Origin of the sequence: Streptomyces sp. SID5910 (assembly GCF_009862125.1) — a bacterium.
Lineage (GTDB): Bacteria > Actinomycetota > Actinomycetes > Streptomycetales > Streptomycetaceae > Streptomyces.
On sequence record NZ_WWHX01000284.1, the window covers coordinates 1 to 15,687 of the forward strand.

Here is a 15,687-nt window from a genome sequence, read left to right on the forward strand (position 1 = left end):
TGAGCCCGCCCTGCCGGACCCCCTCCCGCCGGGCGCCGCCTCCTTCGCCGGAACGATCCTGCACTCCCTCGACTACCGCGACGGCAGCGACTTCGCCGGACAGCGCACCGTCGTGGTCGGCCTGGGCGCGTCGGCGGTGGACATCGCGGCGGACCTGTCCCGGCACGCGGCGCAGACCGTGCTGTCGGTGCGCCGGGGCCTGCACATCGTGCCCAAGCAGCTCTTCGGGATGTCCGTCGACGAGATCGCCGACGCGCCCTGGTGGTCCGCCATGTCCTTCGCCGAGCAGCGCCGCTTCGTGGAGCAGGCCCTGCTCGTCGCCCGGGGCAGGCTCGGCGACTACGGGCTGCCCGAGCCTGACCACCCGGTCTTCTCCTCCGCCGTGACCCTCTCGGACGAGATCCTGAGCCGGATCCGGCACGGCGCGGTGACCCCAAAGCCGGCGATCGACTCCTTCGACGGCAGCCGGGTCGTCTTCACCGACGGCACCTCGGTCCAGGCGGACACGGTCGTCTACTGCACGGGCTTCCACATGACGTTCCCGTTCCTGCCCGCCGGCTGCCCGCTGGGTCCTGACGGCGCGGTGGAGCTGTACCGACGGGTAGTCCCGGCCGGCCGGCCCGGACTGTACTTCGTCGGCCTGGTGCGGCCCGTGGGCGCGATCACCCGGCTGGTGGAGGCCCAGGCGCAGTGGGTGACGCGCCTCATCGGCGGCGAGGCCAAGCTGCCCGGCGAGGACGGGATGCGTGAGGAGATCGGCGCGTACCTCGACGGGATCGCCCAGCGCTACGGCCGGACCCAGGGCGCTTCGATCCAGGTCGACGTGGGCCCGTACCTGAGCGAGTTCCGCGAGACCCTCAACGTGTAAGCGGCTCCCCGCGCCCCGGCCACGCCCAGGGCCCCCCGGTGACGTCCACCGAGGGGCCCTTGGCCTTGCCGGGCGCTGCGCTCAGCTCACCGCCACCGGGGCCCGCACCTCCCGGGCCGCGGGCGGCCTGACCGCGTACGCCTCCGAGGAGAGGTACGCCGTCACACGCGGCGCGCGGTCCTGCTGGTGGGCCAGCGCCAGGTAGGCGATCAGGCCCACGCCGTCCTCCGGCCGGCGGCCGGTCACGGCGGCCAGGGCCCGGCCGAGGACCGGGCTCTCCACGCCGTACCGGCGCAGCACGCTCGCGCCCCGCGCCAGGGCCTCCCCGTCGTGGCGGGCGTAGCCCCGGACGGGGATGTGGAGGGTGAAGCCGCTCGGCCGTGCCGCTCCGGTGTCGGTGAAGGAGTGGCAGGTCAGGCCGGGTCGCCCGGCGAGCCGCGCCACCCGGGTGGCGGCGCCCGCGGCCGTGAGGAAGAAGTCCTCGATCCCGGCCGGGTGCGGGCTCGGGTCCATGCGGGACAGCCGCCCGGCCTGTCCGGCCGTGAGGTTGTCGTGCCGCAGGTAGACCTTCACCCGGGGCTCCTCCCAGTCCCCGAGGTCGAGCGCGACGAACGGGTACCCGTCGGCGGCGGGGAGCGCGGCGAACGCCTGCCGGTGCCCCAGCCGGTACAGGGCCTCGCGCACCGTCTCGACGGTGCGCTCGGGCCCGGAGGCGGCCGGGTTCAGGTACACCTTGACCTTGGGCACGCCGCCGGGCCGCAGTTCAAGCGCGCACCACAGGGCCAGCGGGCCCTGCGGGGAGCGCGGCAGGAACAGGTCACGGACCGCGTCGAGCGGGCCGGTGGTGAAGTTCCAGCGTTTCGCCATCGCCCGCACCGTCTCGAGCCCGACGCGTCCGTTGTGAGCCAGGCTGTCTGCGCCGCAGCCTGGTTCCAGGAGCACCCGCAGTGCGGGGGCCGCGCCCGGCTGGAAGGAGAGGGAGAACTCCACCGGGGTGTGGTCGTCGGACAGGAAGGTGCGGTTGGGGGGCGGCAACGCCAACGACCGGTCGCTCTGGACTCCCAGAGTGTCCGTCAGGACGCCCGTGTAGGTGTCGATGTCGGCCTCGGACAGGCCCGCGACCGCGCCGAGTCTTCGCAACTGGCCGCTCGTGTGGGCGCCGAGAGTCGGCACTCCCGGCCGCCCGCCGCCCGGGGACGCCGCCGTCACCGGCCCGTCCCTCGTCGCAGGCGTACAAGACGATACCCGCCCGGTGGGGCGGGTATCGGGGAGAACGGCGGCGGGGAAGCGGCGCTCGTGGATATGTGGTCCACGACACCTCCTTTTACTCGTGAGCAACTTGAGCCGCGTGCTCACTACCCGTGCCGTTGAACGTTTATGCGAAAGCGCCAGGTTGGCCGGGTGTTGCGGATATCACCGTGTGAGCCAGTTGAGGAACTGGCTCCACATGCCTCCTCGTTCGGGTGTGCGCGCCGGTCCTGCCGTGCTCTCCTGCGCGGCTGTCCCGGGGCCGCTCGTGGGTTCGGAGCGCCGGCCGGAGTGGGCCGGGGTGAAGCGGGCCGGGAGGGTGGCGAGCGCGCGGTTGAAGGGGCCGGGCCGCCAGGTCAGGCTGTCCTCGGGGACGGCGAGTTCGACGTCGGGCAGCTCGTTGAACAGGCTCTCGATGGCGGTGACGGTGATGTGCCGGGCCGGTTCCTTGGAGGGGCAGGCGTGCGGGCCCGCGCTCCACGCCAGGTGGGCGCGGTTGCTGCCGGCCTGCCGGGCCGCCTGGAGCGCGGGTCCGGTGTTGGCGGCGGCGAAGCTGACCAGCACCAGATCGCCCGACTGAAGCGGCTGGCCCGCGAGTTCGACGTCGCCCGCCGGGTAGTGCGGCGCGTAGTTCGACATGGGAGGGTTCTCCCACAGCGTGTCGTCGAGGGCCTCGTCGATCAGACCGCCCTCACGGGCGTACCGCTCGTGGGTGAGCAGCCGGTGCAGGGTGTTGCCGATGAGATTGCGCAGCGGTTCCGCGCCGGCTCCCAGCAGCAGCGCCAGCTGGTGGACCATCTCCTCGTCGGTGAGGCCCGCCTGATGCTGCATCAGCCAGGAGGTCACGTCGTCGCCGGGCTTGCCGCGCTTGAGCGCGACGAGCTCGCCCGCGGCCTGGAACAGCACCTCGGTGGCCTTCTCCGCGTTGACCCCGTCGAACATGCCGGAGATGCCGAACAGCACCCGGTCGCCGATGTCGGCGGGGCAGCCGAAGAGTTCGTTGAACACGAACAGCGGCAGCTGCTTGGCGTAGTCGCCGAGCAGGTCGGCCGAACCGCGGGCGGCGAACTGGGAGATGAGGTAGGCGGAGATCTGCTCGGTGCTCCGGGTCAGCCGCCGGGTGTCGACGCGCGCCATGCTGTCGGTGACGGCCTGCCGCAGCCGCAGGTGGTCGGCGCCGTCGGAGAACATGCAGTTGTTCCGGTGGGCCAGCAGCGGGACGACCGGGCTGTCGGGGCTGACCTTGCCCTCGTTGAAGGCCCGCCAGCGGCGCGCGTCCTTGCGGAAGGTCCCGGAGTCCTGGAGCAGTTGCAGGGCCGCCGCATAGTCGGTGACCAGGGTCGCCTCCACGCCGGGGGCGAGTTCCACGGGAGCGGCGGGCCCGTAGTGGCGCAGGTACTCGTAGTACGCCTGGGGGTGGGCGGCGAACTCCGGCCCGTGCAGCGGCACCCGGCCGCCGGAGCCGTGGGCAGGGCACCCGGGCGGGGGCACCGGGACCGTGTCGTGAGCGTCCATGTTGCTCTCAGTTCCTTGCGGTGTGGTCCAGCAAGTAGCGGACCAGAGTGGTCAGTGCGGCGGCCGAGGACCTCTCGTCACGGGCGTCGCAGGTGACGACGGGGGTGTCGTCGAGCAGGTCCAGGGCTTCGCGCAGCGCCGCCTCGTCCCGCAGCGGGGCACCGTCGAAGTGGTTGACGGCGATGGCGTACTCGAGGCCGTACTGCTCGATGAGGTCGATCACGGGGAAGGAGTCCGCGAGCCGTTCGGGGTCGACCAGCACCAGGGCGCCGAGCGCGCCGCGGGCCATGTCCTCCCACATCTGCACGAAGCGCTGCTGGCCGGGCGTGCCGAAGAGGTAGAGCACGACGCGGTCGCTGATGGTGAGGCGGCCGAAGTCCATGGCGACCGTGGTGGTGGTCTTGCCCTGGACCCCCTTGAGGTCGTCGACCGACTCGGCGGCCTGCGTCATCGTCTCCTCGGTGGACAGGGGCTCGATCTCGGAGATGGACCCGATGAGCGTGGTCTTGCCCACCGCGAAGTGTCCGACGACGAGGATCTTGACCGCCGTCTGGGTCGCTCCGCCGCGGACGTAGGCCCGCTCATCCAAACTTGGCGCGGAGACCATTGAGCACCTCCTCCAGGATCTCCCGGTCCGCGAGGCGGGCGCGGGCCACCGGCGGACGGGTCATGAGGTAGCCGCCCTCCATGAGGGAGGCCAGCAGGATCCGCACCACGCCCAGCGGAAGGTGGCTGTGCCCGGCGATCTCGGCGACCGAGAGGTAGCCGGCGGCACAGAGGTCGAGCAGGGTCTGCTCCTCGGGGGACAGCCGGGTCGGCCGCTGCGCGTGGTCGGCGGACGCGGTGACCAGGGTGATGAGGGAGAGCTGCTCGTCGTCGGGCAGGCCCCGGCCCTTGGTGATGACGTACGGCCGCACTAATTCCGTGGCTTCCGGCTCCCAGCCGTCGTGGCCGCTCACGAGCGGGCGCCGAGGTTCTCGCGCGGCGGTGTCGTCAGCCGCTTGCCGAGCTGGGCGACGAGCTGCTGCATGCGGAAGGTGATGTCCGCCATGTCGACCTCGGGCGAGGCGGAGACACCGAGGTAGGCGCCCTCGCCGGCGGAGATCAGGAACACCCAGCCGCCGTCGAACTCGACGAGGGTCTGCCGCCACGCCTGGTGCGGGTCCTCACAGAAGAAGGCGAGCGTCCTGCTCAGCGACTGCACGCCGCTCATCGCGGCGGCGACCCGGTCCGCGTCGTCCTTGTCGAAGTCCTGCGTCCGGGCCATCAGCAGACCGTCGGCGGATATCAGGACCGCGTGCAGGGCCCCGGGAATCTCCAGGGCGCTGTCGAGCATCCATGACAGATCGTCGTTCACGAGACTCCATGTCCTTCGCTGCTTGCACCAGGTGTTCTGCTCGTCCGGTCCGGGTCCTCGGGCCGGCCGGCGCGGCCGGACTGCGTGCCGCGCTGGAAGGCACCCATGATCTGGGCCTGTTCGGACTCGGAGCGGCCGGCGGGGCGGGGGGCCGAGGTGTTGCCGGGCACGATGGCCATCGGCCGCTTGCGGCGTCGCCGGGGAAGACCGTCACCGGTCTCGGAGGAGGTGAGCGCGGCCTCCGGCCCGCCGTCCAGGACCGGCCGGGCGGTGCCCGCGGCGGCCGGGGCCGGGGCCTTCCTCTCCGGCATGGCGGTGAGCAGTTCGTGCGGCAGCAGGACGACCGCGCGCACGCCGCCGTAGGGGGAGGAGGAGTCCACCGACACCTCAAAGCCGAAGCGCTCGCACAGCAGGCCGATGACCGCGAAGCCGAACTGCGGGGGGTTGCCGAGGCCCGCCACGCCCGAGGCGCGCTCGCTGGAGAGCAGCTTCTCGGCGCGGGTGCGCTCCTCGTCGCTCATGCCGACACCGGCGTCGTCGACGACGACGCAGATGCCCTTCGGCACGGTGCGGATGTTGATCTCGACGACGGTGTCCGGGCTGGAGTAGCTGGTGGCGTTGTCGAGGAGTTCGGCGAGGGCCAGGGCGACGGGTTCGACGGCGCGGCTGGTGATGCCGAAGTCGACCTGGGAGAGGATCTCCACCCGCCGGAAGTGCCGGATGCGGCCCTGGGCGCTGCGGACGACGTCGTACACGGAGGCGGTGTCGCGCCGCCCGCCCAGCCAGCCGTCGCACAGCACGGCGATGGACTGCGCGCGCCGGCCGAACTGCGAGTTGGTGTGGTCGATCTCCAGCAGGTCCTGAAGCAGGGCGGAGTCGCCGTACTTCGTCTGGAGCCGGGTGAGGACCAGCTGCTGTTCGGCGGCCAGGCCCTGGAGGGTGCGCATGGCGGACTTCAGGACGGTCTTCGTCTCGTCCTCGGCCCGCTCCTGGGCCGCCTGCACGGACTTCCCGTAATCGTTCTCCAGCTCCGTGTAGTGGTCCTTCAGTCCCCGCACTTCCTGCCGCAACGCTCGGGCCGCCCTGCGCTGGCGGCTGACGAGCACGGCGGCGACGACGAGGGCGACGAGCAGGACCCACACGAGTGGGTTCCCTAGGTATTCCGTCATAAGACTCTCTTCAGGCGACTGACGGCTTGCTGGATTCCGTCCGTGCGGGCGGCCCGGCGGACCGCCCGTACCGGGTTGCTGCCCGGGCCGTCCCTGAAGTCGGGGATGCCGTCTTTCACCCATCCACCGCTCCGCAAACGCGGTGATCGTATCACCGTCGGATCTTGTGAATTTACGTCAAGAAGTGTGCACGCACGACCGGTTGGGGACCGGCGACGATCGCGTCGCCCCCGCTGGGTACAGTCGGCGCGTGACAGATGCAGAGGGCACCTTCCGGAGGGACGACCGGCCGGTCCGGGGCGGCACGCGATGACGCCGGAGATCATGGCGGCGGTGTTCGCCGCGGGCGTCGGGGCCGGGGCGGTCAACAGCGTCGTCGGCTCGGGGACGCTGATCACGTTCCCCGTGCTGCTGGCCGCGGGACTGCCGCCCGTCACCGCGACGGTGTCCAACGCCCTCGGTCTCATCCCCGGCTCCGTCAGCGGCGCCATCGGCTACCGCGAGGAGCTGCGCGGCCAGCGCCGGCGCGTCCTCAAGCTGGGTGCCGGCGCCCTGGCCGGAGGGCTCGCGGGGGCCACGCTGCTGCTGGCCCTGCCCGCCGACGCGTTCGAGACGATCGTGCCGGTCCTGGTCGGGCTCGCCCTCGTGCTGGTCGCGTTCCAGCCCCGGCTCTCCGCCCTGGTGCGCCGGCGCCGCGAGCGGTCCGGTGGCGCCGCCCACCGCGACGGCGGCCCGCTGCTGTCCGTCGGTATGACGCTGGCCAGCGTCTACGGCGGCTACTTCGCCGCCGCGCAGGGGATCATCTACCTGTCGCTGATGGGCATGCTCCTCGACGAGCCCCTCCAGCGTCTGAACGCCGTGAAGAACGTCCTCGCGGCCGTCGTCAACTCCGTCGCCGCGCTCTTCTTCCTGTTCGCGGCGGACTTCGACTGGACGGCCGTCGTGCTCGTCGCGGCCGGCTCCGGGCTCGGCGGCTATCTGGGGGCCAAGGTGGGCCGCCGCTTCAGCCCCGTGGTCCTGCGGTCCCTCGTCGTGGCGATCGGCACCGTGGCGCTCGTCCAGCTGCTGCTGCGCTGACCGGGCGCCGCCGGTCTCACGCCCGCAGATACGCGAGGACCGCCAGGACCCTGCGGTGGGTCTCGTCGGCCGGGGGCAGGTCCAGCTTGGTGAGGATGTTGCCGATGTGCTTGCCCACGGCCGCGTCGGACACCACCAGTTCACGGGCGATCGCCGCGTTGGACCTGCCCTCCGCGATCAGCGCCAGCACCTCCCGCTCGCGCGGGGTGAGCCGCGCCAGCGGGTCCCGGCGCCGGCGCAGCAACTGCCGTACGACCTCGGGGTCGACGACCGTGCCGCCGGACGCCACCTCGGACAGGGCCTCGACGAACTCCTCGACCTGGCCGACGCGGTCCTTCAGCAGATAGCCGACGCCCGTCCCGTCGCCGGAGTCCAGCAGTTCGGAGGCGTAGGCGCGCTGCACGTACTGGCTGAGGACCAGCACGGGCAGCGCGGGCCGCTTCTCCCGCAGCCGCACCGCGGCGTGCAGGCCCTCGTCCTGGAAGCCGGGGGGCATGCGGACGTCGGTGACGACGGCGTCGGGGGCGTGCTCCTCGACGGCGGCGACGAGGGCCTCCGCGTCGCCGACCGCCGCGACGACCTGGTGCCCGCACCGCTCCAGCAGGGCGATGAGCCCGTCCCGCAGCAGCACGCTGTCCTCGGCCAGCACTACGCGCAGCGCTCGGTCCACTCGCACGGCATCTCCACACGCAACAGGGTCGGTCCGCCCGGCGGGCTGGACAGGGAGAGTCTGCCATCGAGCACCGACACCCGGTCGGCGAGCCCGGTCAGCCCGCTGCCCTCCCCCGCCCGGGCGCCGCCCCGCCCGTCGTCCCCTATGTCGAGGAACAGCCGTCCGCCGCGGTGCCGGCCGCGCACCTCGGCCCGGCTCGCGCCGCTGTGCCGGGCGACGTTGGCGAGGGCCTCGCACACCACGAAGTAGGCCGCCGCCTCGACCGCCTGCGGCAGCCGTCCGGGCAGCTCCAGGTCGAGGTCGACCGGGACGGCGGAGCGGTCGGCGGCGTCGGCGACAGCGGCTTCGAGGCCGTAGTCGGCGAGGACCTTGGGGTGGATGCCGTGGATGAGTTCGCGCAGTTCCTCCAGGGCCCGGCCCGCCTCCCGGTGGGCCTTGGCGAGCTGGTCGGCGAGCGGTCCGGGCGGGACGTCGAGGCGGGCGAGGCCCAGGGTCATCGTCAGCGCGACCAGGCGCTGCTGGGCGCCGTCGTGCAGATCGCGTTCGATGCGGCGGCGCTCGGCCTCGAAGGCGTCCACCAACCGCACGCGGGAGCGGGTGAGTTCGACGACCCTGGCGTCCGGGCCGCCGCCGCGCGGGGCGATCAGGAGGCGGGTCAGCTCGGCCCGGGCGACGGCCGCCGCGGTCAGGACGTAGGCGCCGAGGGCCAGCAGGACCAGCCCGAGCAGGGCGAACCCGCAGGCGGCCGGCCAGGTGGTGACCGTCCACTGCTTGAGCACCTTCGTCTCCTCGCCGTCCCCGACCGTGGCCATCAGCAGCGGGGTCGCGGCCATGGAGAGCGGGAAGAACAGGGCGACGGTGAGCACGAGGGCGTCGAGGGGCCACAACAGCACAGCGAGCAGCAGGGCGTGGCCGAGTTCCTGCCAGGTCGCCTGCTCCCGCAGCCGCGTCGTCAGCCATGCCCGCGGGCCCCGGCCGCCGGCCGGGCGGTGCGGGTCCGGCGCGGGTCCGGCGTCGACCAGGCGCAGCCGGCGGCGTTCGACGCGGGCCACGGGGAGGCCGGCGAGGGCGGTGAGGAGCAGCAGCGGCAGGCCCACCAGGACGAGCGAGAGGGCGGCGCCGAGCACGGCCGTGGTCACGATGCCCACGAGGGCGGCGACGCCCGCCGGCACACCGGTGAGCAGGTAGCCGGCCGCGCGCCACGGCCACGGGGACAGCAGGAAGCCGGGCCGGGACATGGCCTGCCACACGTCGCGAGGATGCATGCGGATCACCGTAGGAGGTCCGCACCGGCGGCGGCCATCGGCCCAGGGGGTGCGGTGGGGGTAGTGCCTGCGCCACCCCCAGGCCTCCCGCTCCTCCCCTCTCCCCCGCCCGCCACGGCCCTTGGCATAACGGCGCGTTATGGAAAACCGGTAGTGGTGGCGCCTGTCTCCGGGCCGGGATGCTGGACCGCCCCCACACACCTCACGCGCCGCGGCGCGTGCCGTCCGAATCGAGGAGCCTTGCGCATATCCAGACTGGTCCCCGCCGTCCTGGCCGTACTGCTGTCCGTCCTCGCCCTCGCGCCGACCGCCTCCGCCGCGGAGCAGCGGCCCGGCACCGGCGGCCCCCAGCCGATCATCGGCGGCGGGTACGCGCAGAACGCCCCCTGGGCGGCCCGCCTGTTCTCGAACGGCGCCGAGACCTGTACCTCGACCATCATCGCCCCCACCTGGATCCTGACCGCCAAGCACTGTGTCAGCGGCGGTGGGCTGGCCTTCCGCATCGGCAGCCTCGACCAGCGGACCGGGGGCACGGTGGCGAACGGCGTCCAGACCACCACGCACTCCTCGGCCGACCTGGCGCTGGTCCGGCTGGACCGCTCCGTCTCCGCCACCTACGCGCGGCTCGGACAGCCGGGCACGGTGCGGGTGGGCCAGACCGTGCAGGTCTACGGCTGGGGCGCCACCTCCCGGTGCGGCTCGGAGATCAACTGCCAGTCCCCGTACCTGAAGGTCGCCAATGTGAGTGTGACCAACGGCTGCTACGACGCCTACTACGGCTCGGCGATCTGCGCGCGCCCGGTCGACGGCATCACCGCGGGCGGTGACTCCGGCGGTCCGATGATGGCCGGCGGCGTCCAGGTCGGCGTCGCCTCGACCAGCGACCGGCAGACCACGACGGCGTACACGAACGTGACCGCGTACCGCTCGTGGATCCAGTCCGTGGCGGGCGTCTGACCGCTCCCCCGCCCGCTCCCGTACCGCGCCCGCCCCCGTCACGTGGGGCGGGCGCGGTCCGCGTCCAGGAACCGGACGTCCCGGCAGGAGCATGGTGGATGCATCTACCGTGCTCGGTGAACGACCGTGTCGCGAGTGAAGGGGTTCCCGTATGGCCGGGCAGACAGCGCAGTCCCAGGTGAACGGTGCCGAGGCGGCCGTGCTCCTCCTCCAGGACGTCACCGTGCGCCGCCACACGACGGACCAGCTGATCCTCGACGGCGTCGACTGGACGGTCCGGCCGGGCGAGCACTGGGCGCTGCTGGGCGCCAACGGCGCCGGGAAGACGACGCTGCTGCGGCTGCTCGGCGCCCTGATGCACCCCACGTCCGGAAGCGTGGAGGTCCTGGGCAGCCGGCTCGGCCGGGTGGACGTGCGGGAGCTGCGGGCCCGCATCGGCCATGTCACCTCGGCCCAGCGGGTGCCGCAGGAGCTCAGCGCCCACACGGTGGTGCTCACCGGGCACAGCGGCACGGTGCAGCCGCTGTGGCGGACGTACGACGACGAGGTCCGGCTCCGCGCCCACGACCTGCTGACCGAGCTGGGCATCAAGGAGCTGGCGGACCGGCCGTACGGCGTCTGCTCCGGCGGGCAGCGGGCGCGCGTCCTGATCGCCCGGGCGCTGATGGCCGACCCGGCGCTGCTGCTCCTTGACGAGCCGTTCAACGCGCTGGACCTGCCCTCCCGCGAGGACCTGGTGGAGGCCATGCACCAGCTCGCCGAGGGGCGCCCGCACCTGGCCACGGTGACGGTCACCCACCATCTGGAGGAGCTGTTCCCCGCCGTCAGCCACGCCCTGCTGCTGCGGGAGGGCCGGACCCTGTCCCGGGGGCCGGTGGGTGACGTGCTGACCGACTCCCTGCTGACCGCGTGCTTCGGCCGCGAGATCACGGTGACCCGGCGCGACGGCCGCTGGTCGGCCTTCTCGGGCCGGCGGACCGGCGCCTAGTACCGGGGGCGTGCCGTCCGTTGCGGAAGCCCACGTGTCTCCGCAACGTGGCTCATCGAGACCCGGGGCGAGCGCGGCAACGGCAGCCGGTTCCGGCTCGGCCGATCCTGCGGGCGCGCGGCCTGTTCCGCACCGCGTACGAGGGCAGGGCCCTGCGGGAGCGCTACGGCCTCGCGCGTCCCGCGGTGCGCGTGGAGGCGGGTGCCGCTGTGGGAACGTAGAGCCTGGGCGAAGGCCCTCGCCGGCCGGTCCCGACGAGGCTGCTAGGTTCATCCGTCATGCATCCTCAGGTGTTCGACACGCAGTTCCGTGAACGGAGCCGCCGCGTAAGGACGTGGGGCCTCGGCCTGCTGACCGTGGCGGCCGCGCTGTGGGTGTGGTGCGCGGTGCTGCTCACCACCTCCTACGAGGTGGAGTCCGAAGTCGCGCACCGTTCCGTCGAGTGCGAGCCCCGTCTCCTCACCGACCGCGGGACCGCCAACGAAGGAAGCTTCAAGGACCCTTGCGGTGACGAACGGGACTGGCCCGAGGCCCTGACCGTGCTCGGCCTCTCCATCCCCCTGTCCGTCGCGGGCGCGGTGCTCCTCACCTACGGCCTGGTCTGTGTGCGGGTGAGCGAGCACGCGGCCGATCTGGCCCGCTGGGAGCTGCTCGCCGCGCGCGAGAAGGGCGCGGCGGACGCGTAGGGCCGCCCGGGTCTCCCGCGCCGCATACCGGAGCCGTCCCGTCCGCGCTGCCCGGCGGGTTCCCGGGGCATCCGGTGGTGGAGGACCGGACCGCCCGACACGAGGAGCAGCCGCATCGTGGGAACCGCCGTGCACGTGCCGCAGACGCGGGACATGATCGGGGACGAACTCTCCGGCGACGAAGCCCTGACCGCGCTGAGACGGTACGGCGGCCTGCGGCTGCTGACCGACTCCTTCGCCCGGTTCCGTTACGCGGACGGCTTCACCAACGCCCGGGCCCTCGCCTTCCAGGTGGTCCTCGGCCTGGTGCCGTTCACCGTCGTCCTGGTCGGCCTCGCGACGTCGGTGCACACGGAGGGCGTGGGCCGGGTCGTCGAGCTCACGCTCGGCAGGATCGTTCCGGGGGCCAGCGCGGACGTCGTGGAGAAGGCCTTCGAGGGCACCCGGCGCAGCGCCCACAGCGACGCGTGGAGCACGCTCGCGCTGTGGCTGGGCCTCGGGTTCGCGCTGCTGAACCTGGCGTCGGCCATGGGCCAGATCGAGCGGGGCGCCAACCGCATCTACGGCATCGAGCGGGACCGGCCCCTCCCCCGCAAGTACGGCAGGGCACTGGTCCTCGCGCTCACCGCCGGGCTGCCGATGGTGCTCGGGTTCGTCGTGCTCGTCGCCGGCGAGGCCGTCGGCGACGCGGTGGCGGAGTCGGCCGGCGGCGCGGGCGGCGCCGGCTGGTGGGCCGCCCTGGAGGTGCCCGCGGGACTGCTGCTGGCCTGGGTCGCCTCCGCGGTGATCCTGCGCTGGTCGCCCCGCCGCGACCAGCCGGGGTACACCTGGCTGGCCTTCGGCTCCGCGGTCCACCTGGTGCTCTGGGTCTCGGCCACGTGGCTGCTCGCGCTGTACGTCGGACGCAGCGGCGCGTTCGGTGCCGTCTACGGACCGCTGACCGCGTTCATCGCGCTGCTGCTGTGGGCCAACCTGACCGCGGTGGCGCTCTTCCTCGGCATCGCCTTCGCCGCCCAGCTGGAGGCGGCCCGGGCCGGCCTGCGGACGCCGGTGCGGCCGGATCCGGGCCCGGGCGACTGACGCCCCGGTCCGCCGGCGCGGCCGGGTGCTACGCCGGGTCGCGGGGCGGGGCCATCGCCCAGCGGATCCCGGCGGTCACGGCCGTGCCCAGCGGCCGTACGCACACCGCCTCGGCCGGCGGCACGCGTGGCAGCCACAGGGCGCGCGAGGCCCAGCGCGGCAGCAGGGAGACCGCGTTGGCGGCGATGACGCCGTACGGGAGGCGGGCGAGGAGCGGGACGGGCGGGTTGAGCAGCAGGAACCGGGCGGTGCCGCGTGCCTCGGCGGTGGTGCGCAGCTCGCCGCGGTAGGCGGCCAGCCGCTCGTCGAGGCCGGCGCGGTCGACGGGCGGGTCGGGCACCCCGAGCGCCGTGGCGACGCGGGCCATGTCGGCCACGTAGGCGTCGCAGCCCTCGTCGTCCAGGGGCCGGGCGCCGTAGCGCTGGTGGGCGCGCAGGAAGCTGTCGACCTCCGCGATGTGCACCCAGCACAGCAGGTGCGGATCGGCCGCGGAGTACGCCCGGCCGTCGGCGGTGGTGCCGCGCACCCGGTCGTGGACCGCCCGCACCCGGTCGCAGGCCTCCTGGGCGCTGTCGGCCGTTCCGAAGGTGGTGACGGCCAGGAAGGTGCTGGTCCGCTGGAGCCGGCCCCAGGGGTCTCCGCGGAATCCGGAGTGCGCCGAGACGGCGGCCATGGCCAGGGGGTGGAGCGACTGGAGCAGCAGGGCGGACAGGCCCCCGATGAACATCGAGGCGTCACCGTGGACCCGCCTGACGGGCCGGTCGGGTGCGAACCAGCGGGGTCCGGGTGTGCCGTGGATGCGGGCGCGGTTGTCGCGGCCCTCGGGCCCCGCCACCTTGGAGAAGATCATGTCGCCGAGCCGTGCGCGCGGGTCGGCCGGGCGGTCTGCGGGGGGACGTCTCATGGCTGCCGTGCCCTCCTTCGCCGGGGAGCGGACGGGTCTCATGAGTAGTCTGCCCAGGTCCGTCCCGAGGAGGCATGCGCGGCGCGGGCCGGCTCAGGCGCAGGCCCAGGCCGACATTCCCTGCATGCGGGCCAGCCGCTCGGCCACCTTGATCTGCTCCTTGCGGGTGGCGAGGTCCGCGCGCGGCGCGTACGTGAGGCCGCCGGCCGCCTCCCAGCTCGACTGCTTGAACTGGAGTCCGCCGTAGTGGCCGTTGCCGGTGTTGGCGTGCCAGTTGCCGCTGGACTCGCACTGGGCGATGGCGTCCCAGTCCGCCGTGCGCAGGTGCGCCGGCGAGGCGGCCGCCTGCGTGGCCGTTCCCAGGACGGCGGCGGCGACCAGGGCCAGCAGGACGGACGGGAGGCCGCGGCCGTACGAGACGGTCCGCGTGCTCGTAGCACTCGTGATGCTCGTATGAGCATGTCGTCTACAGATCATACAAAGACTGTTACACCAGGTGACCGCGGACCGTCGCGGCGGCCGCGTCCGTATTGCGCCGGACGGAGCAGCCGGTCGTCATCCGGTCGCCCCTACCCCCACAACTCGTCGCTGTCGCACACCCGGGCGCCCATGTTGCGCTCCATCATCCGCAGCGCGGCGTCCGCGAGGTCGGCGTGGATGTGCGCGACCGCGTCCCTCGGCACGACGACGTCGAGGTGGCGGATGTGCGCGTCGAGCGCCGAGTAGAGCACGCACTGCTCGGTCACCTGCCCGCACAGCACGAGCCGGTCGATGCCCTGCTCGTGGAGCAGATACGTCAGCGGGGTCTCGAAGAAGATCGAGTGGCGGGCCTTGACCACGAAGAGCGAGCGGTCGTCGGGCCGCAGCGGCTCGACGAGCCCGGCGTGCGGTCCGGACAGGGCCTGGTCGAGGATCTCCCCGTGGTGCGAGCGCCACTCGCCGAAGTTGTCGTTGACGTAGATCACGGGCACGTCCGCCCGCCGCGCCCGGTCCAGCAGGCCGGCCACCACCGGCACCACGCGTTCCACGGACGGGATCAGCTGGTCGGCGTCCTTGTGGTCATAGGTGTTGATCATGTCGATGACGATCAGTGCGGTCTTGCCCATGCCGTCCAGGTTGCCACCGGAGAGGGAAGGAGGGGTTCCGCCGGGCCGACGGCGCCGCGGGAGGCCGTCGAACGTCACCACGACGCCCGGTCCGGCAGCTCCGGCTCCGCGCAGGGTTCCGCCGCCCACGGCTCGGGCCCCGTGCCCTCGCTCCACGCGCGCAGCCGCCACTGGTCGACGCAGACTATGCCGCACTGCTCGGCGTAGTCGGCGGCGGGCGCGGTGAAGTCGCTGCTGGTGACGAGGATCGCCACGTCGGCCTCGTGGACGGTGAAGCAGGTGCCGCCGAAGCGCTGGAGTTCCTCGGAGCCGACCTTGTTGTCCTCGCCGTAGCGCTTGCACTGGATGACGAGGCGCCGGCCGTCGGGGGCCACCGCCAGCACGTCGGCGCCGAGGTCTCCGGCCCCGCCCACGACCTCGACCTCGGCGCATCCGTCCCGTACGCACAGGTCGGCTATCGCCTGCTCGAACTCGTCGGGGCTCAGGGTGTCGTGGTCGGGGAACGCCACCGCGGTGACCTCCGTGGTGGGGACCTCCATCGGGGGAACCTCCACCGTGGTGGCCTCCGCGGCGGGGGCGGCCATCGTGGGGAGCCCGGCGCCGGACCTCGGCGCCGGGACCGGTCCGGCGGGGCGCTCCGCGTCCAGCGCGTCGAGCGCCGTCGCCGTGGCCTGCTCCAGGGCGTGCGTGGTGCGGCGGGCCAGCCTCGCGGTGGAGAAGCCGGACCGTCCGCGCCGGCCGAGCACGAGGGCCATCGCCACGCCGAGCAACAGCAGCACGGCCCACGCGGGACA

The 15,687-nt window shown here is 73.3% G+C and carries 18 protein-coding genes; 6 read left to right on the forward strand and 12 right to left on the reverse strand.

All coding sequences use genetic code 11. The annotated features are described in order from the left end of the window. On the forward strand, positions 1–868 hold an 868-nt coding region (locus tag GTW67_RS09730), incomplete at its 5' end, for a flavin-containing monooxygenase (RefSeq protein ID WP_161164402.1). An 81-nt stretch (positions 869–949) separates the two neighbouring features. Here GTW67_RS09730 and GTW67_RS09735 read toward each other — a convergent pair. The 6 genes from GTW67_RS09735 to GTW67_RS09760 all read right to left on the reverse strand — a co-directional run bounded on the left by GTW67_RS09735 (position 950) and on the right by GTW67_RS09760 (position 6,157). Then, on the reverse strand, positions 950–2,077 hold the full coding sequence (locus GTW67_RS09735) for a tryptophan dimethylallyltransferase family protein (protein WP_161164403.1): 1,128 nt from the start codon (positions 2,075–2,077) through the stop codon (positions 950–952). 204 nt (positions 2,078–2,281) lie between these two features. Further along, positions 2,282–3,631 carry a cytochrome P450 gene (locus GTW67_RS09740; RefSeq protein WP_161164404.1) on the reverse strand — a complete coding sequence of 450 codons (1,350 nt, stop codon included), beginning with the start codon at positions 3,629–3,631 and terminating at the stop codon, positions 2,282–2,284. Positions 3,632–3,638: 7 nt separating this feature from the next. Then, positions 3,639–4,238 carry a GTP-binding protein gene (locus GTW67_RS09745; protein WP_161164405.1) on the reverse strand — a complete coding sequence of 200 codons (600 nt, stop codon included), beginning with the start codon at positions 4,236–4,238 and terminating at the stop codon, positions 3,639–3,641. Next, positions 4,213–4,590 carry a DUF742 domain-containing protein gene (locus GTW67_RS09750; RefSeq protein WP_346010610.1) on the reverse strand — a complete coding sequence of 126 codons (378 nt, stop codon included), beginning with the start codon at positions 4,588–4,590 and terminating at the stop codon, positions 4,213–4,215. Before GTW67_RS09750 ends, GTW67_RS09745 begins: the two co-directional genes overlap by 26 nt. Beyond that, a complete protein-coding gene (locus GTW67_RS09755) occupies positions 4,587–4,988 on the reverse strand; it encodes a roadblock/LC7 domain-containing protein (RefSeq protein WP_161164406.1) in 402 nt (133 codons plus the stop codon). The genes GTW67_RS09750 and GTW67_RS09755 overlap by 4 nt, the downstream gene beginning before the upstream one ends. Further along, complete coding sequence (locus tag GTW67_RS09760) at positions 4,985–6,157, reverse strand: sensor histidine kinase (RefSeq protein WP_161164407.1); 1,173 nt, start codon at positions 6,155–6,157, stop codon at positions 4,985–4,987. The genes GTW67_RS09755 and GTW67_RS09760 overlap by 4 nt, the downstream gene beginning before the upstream one ends. Before the next feature lie 309 nt (positions 6,158–6,466). Between GTW67_RS09760 and GTW67_RS09765 the strand changes: the two genes are divergently transcribed. Then, positions 6,467–7,234 (forward strand): sulfite exporter TauE/SafE family protein, encoded by a 768-nt coding sequence (locus tag GTW67_RS09765; protein ID WP_161164408.1) that lies wholly within the window; start codon positions 6,467–6,469, stop codon positions 7,232–7,234. A 16-nt stretch (positions 7,235–7,250) separates the two neighbouring features. Here GTW67_RS09765 and GTW67_RS09770 read toward each other — a convergent pair whose 3' ends face one another. Together GTW67_RS09770 and GTW67_RS09775 are read right to left on the reverse strand one after the other, a co-directional pair. Continuing rightward, entirely contained in the window at positions 7,251–7,910 is a 660-nt protein-coding gene (locus tag GTW67_RS09770) for a response regulator (protein WP_346010612.1), read from the reverse strand. Continuing rightward, positions 7,883–9,172 (reverse strand): sensor histidine kinase, encoded by a 1,290-nt coding sequence (locus GTW67_RS09775; protein WP_161164409.1) that lies wholly within the window; start codon positions 9,170–9,172, stop codon positions 7,883–7,885. The genes GTW67_RS09770 and GTW67_RS09775 overlap by 28 nt, the downstream gene beginning before the upstream one ends. 240 nt (positions 9,173–9,412) lie before the next feature. Between GTW67_RS09775 and GTW67_RS09780 the strand changes: the two genes are divergently transcribed. The 4 genes from GTW67_RS09780 (at position 9,413) to GTW67_RS09795 (ending at position 12,883) form a co-directional block, all read left to right on the forward strand. Then, complete coding sequence (locus tag GTW67_RS09780; protein ID WP_161164410.1) at positions 9,413–10,129, forward strand: S1 family peptidase; 717 nt, start codon at positions 9,413–9,415, stop codon at positions 10,127–10,129. 151 nt (positions 10,130–10,280) lie between these two features. Further along, positions 10,281–11,117 carry an ABC transporter ATP-binding protein gene (locus tag GTW67_RS09785; protein ID WP_161164411.1) on the forward strand — a complete coding sequence of 279 codons (837 nt, stop codon included), beginning with the start codon at positions 10,281–10,283 and terminating at the stop codon, positions 11,115–11,117. A gap of 278 nt (positions 11,118–11,395) precedes the next feature. Beyond that, positions 11,396–11,803, forward strand: a complete 408-nt coding sequence (locus GTW67_RS09790) for a hypothetical protein (RefSeq protein WP_161164412.1) — start codon at positions 11,396–11,398, stop codon at positions 11,801–11,803. A 117-nt stretch (positions 11,804–11,920) separates the two neighbouring features. Then, on the forward strand, positions 11,921–12,883 hold the full coding sequence (locus tag GTW67_RS09795) for a YhjD/YihY/BrkB family envelope integrity protein (protein WP_161164413.1): 963 nt from the start codon (positions 11,921–11,923) through the stop codon (positions 12,881–12,883). 28 nt (positions 12,884–12,911) lie between these two features. On the opposite strand, the gene GTW67_RS09800 is transcribed toward GTW67_RS09795, so the two are convergent. From GTW67_RS09800 to GTW67_RS09815, 4 genes are all read right to left on the reverse strand, one after another. Continuing rightward, positions 12,912–13,787, reverse strand: a complete 876-nt coding sequence (locus GTW67_RS09800) for an oxygenase MpaB family protein (RefSeq protein WP_161164098.1) — start codon at positions 13,785–13,787, stop codon at positions 12,912–12,914. Positions 13,788–13,880: 93 nt separating this feature from the next. After that, entirely contained in the window at positions 13,881–14,264 is a 384-nt protein-coding gene (locus GTW67_RS09805) for a transglycosylase family protein (RefSeq protein ID WP_161164097.1), read from the reverse strand. Positions 14,265–14,356: 92 nt separating this feature from the next. After that, positions 14,357–14,893, reverse strand: a complete 537-nt coding sequence (locus GTW67_RS09810; protein ID WP_161164096.1) for a cysteine hydrolase family protein — start codon at positions 14,891–14,893, stop codon at positions 14,357–14,359. A 74-nt stretch (positions 14,894–14,967) separates the two neighbouring features. Further along, positions 14,968–15,687, reverse strand: a 720-nt coding sequence (locus tag GTW67_RS09815) for a restriction endonuclease (RefSeq protein ID WP_161164414.1), incomplete at its 5' end; no start/stop codon positions are given.

Bases quoted from the DNA above. Each gene is read 5' to 3' on its own strand.
- GTW67_RS09790 (WP_161164412.1), top strand. From the start codon at position 11,396: ATGCATCCTCAGGTGTTCGACACGCAGTTCCGTGAACGGAGCCGCCGC.
- GTW67_RS09760 (WP_161164407.1), bottom strand. From the start codon at position 6,157: ATGACGGAATACCTAGGGAACCCACTCGTGTGGGTCCTGCTCGTCGCC.
- GTW67_RS09810 (WP_161164096.1), bottom strand. From the start codon at position 14,893: ATGGGCAAGACCGCACTGATCGTCATCGACATGATCAACACCTATGAC.
- GTW67_RS09740 (WP_161164404.1), bottom strand. From the start codon at position 3,631: ATGGACGCTCACGACACGGTCCCGGTGCCCCCGCCCGGGTGCCCTGCC.
- GTW67_RS09800 (WP_161164098.1), bottom strand. From the start codon at position 13,787: ATGAGACGTCCCCCCGCAGACCGCCCGGCCGACCCGCGCGCACGGCTC.
- GTW67_RS09745 (WP_161164405.1), bottom strand. From the start codon at position 4,238: ATGGTCTCCGCGCCAAGTTTGGATGAGCGGGCCTACGTCCGCGGCGGA.
- GTW67_RS09805 (WP_161164097.1), bottom strand. From the start codon at position 14,264: ATGATCTGTAGACGACATGCTCATACGAGCATCACGAGTGCTACGAGC.
- GTW67_RS09775 (WP_161164409.1), bottom strand. From the start codon at position 9,172: ATGCATCCTCGCGACGTGTGGCAGGCCATGTCCCGGCCCGGCTTCCTG.
- GTW67_RS09785 (WP_161164411.1), top strand. From the start codon at position 10,281: ATGGCCGGGCAGACAGCGCAGTCCCAGGTGAACGGTGCCGAGGCGGCC.
- GTW67_RS09765 (WP_161164408.1), top strand. From the start codon at position 6,467: ATGACGCCGGAGATCATGGCGGCGGTGTTCGCCGCGGGCGTCGGGGCC.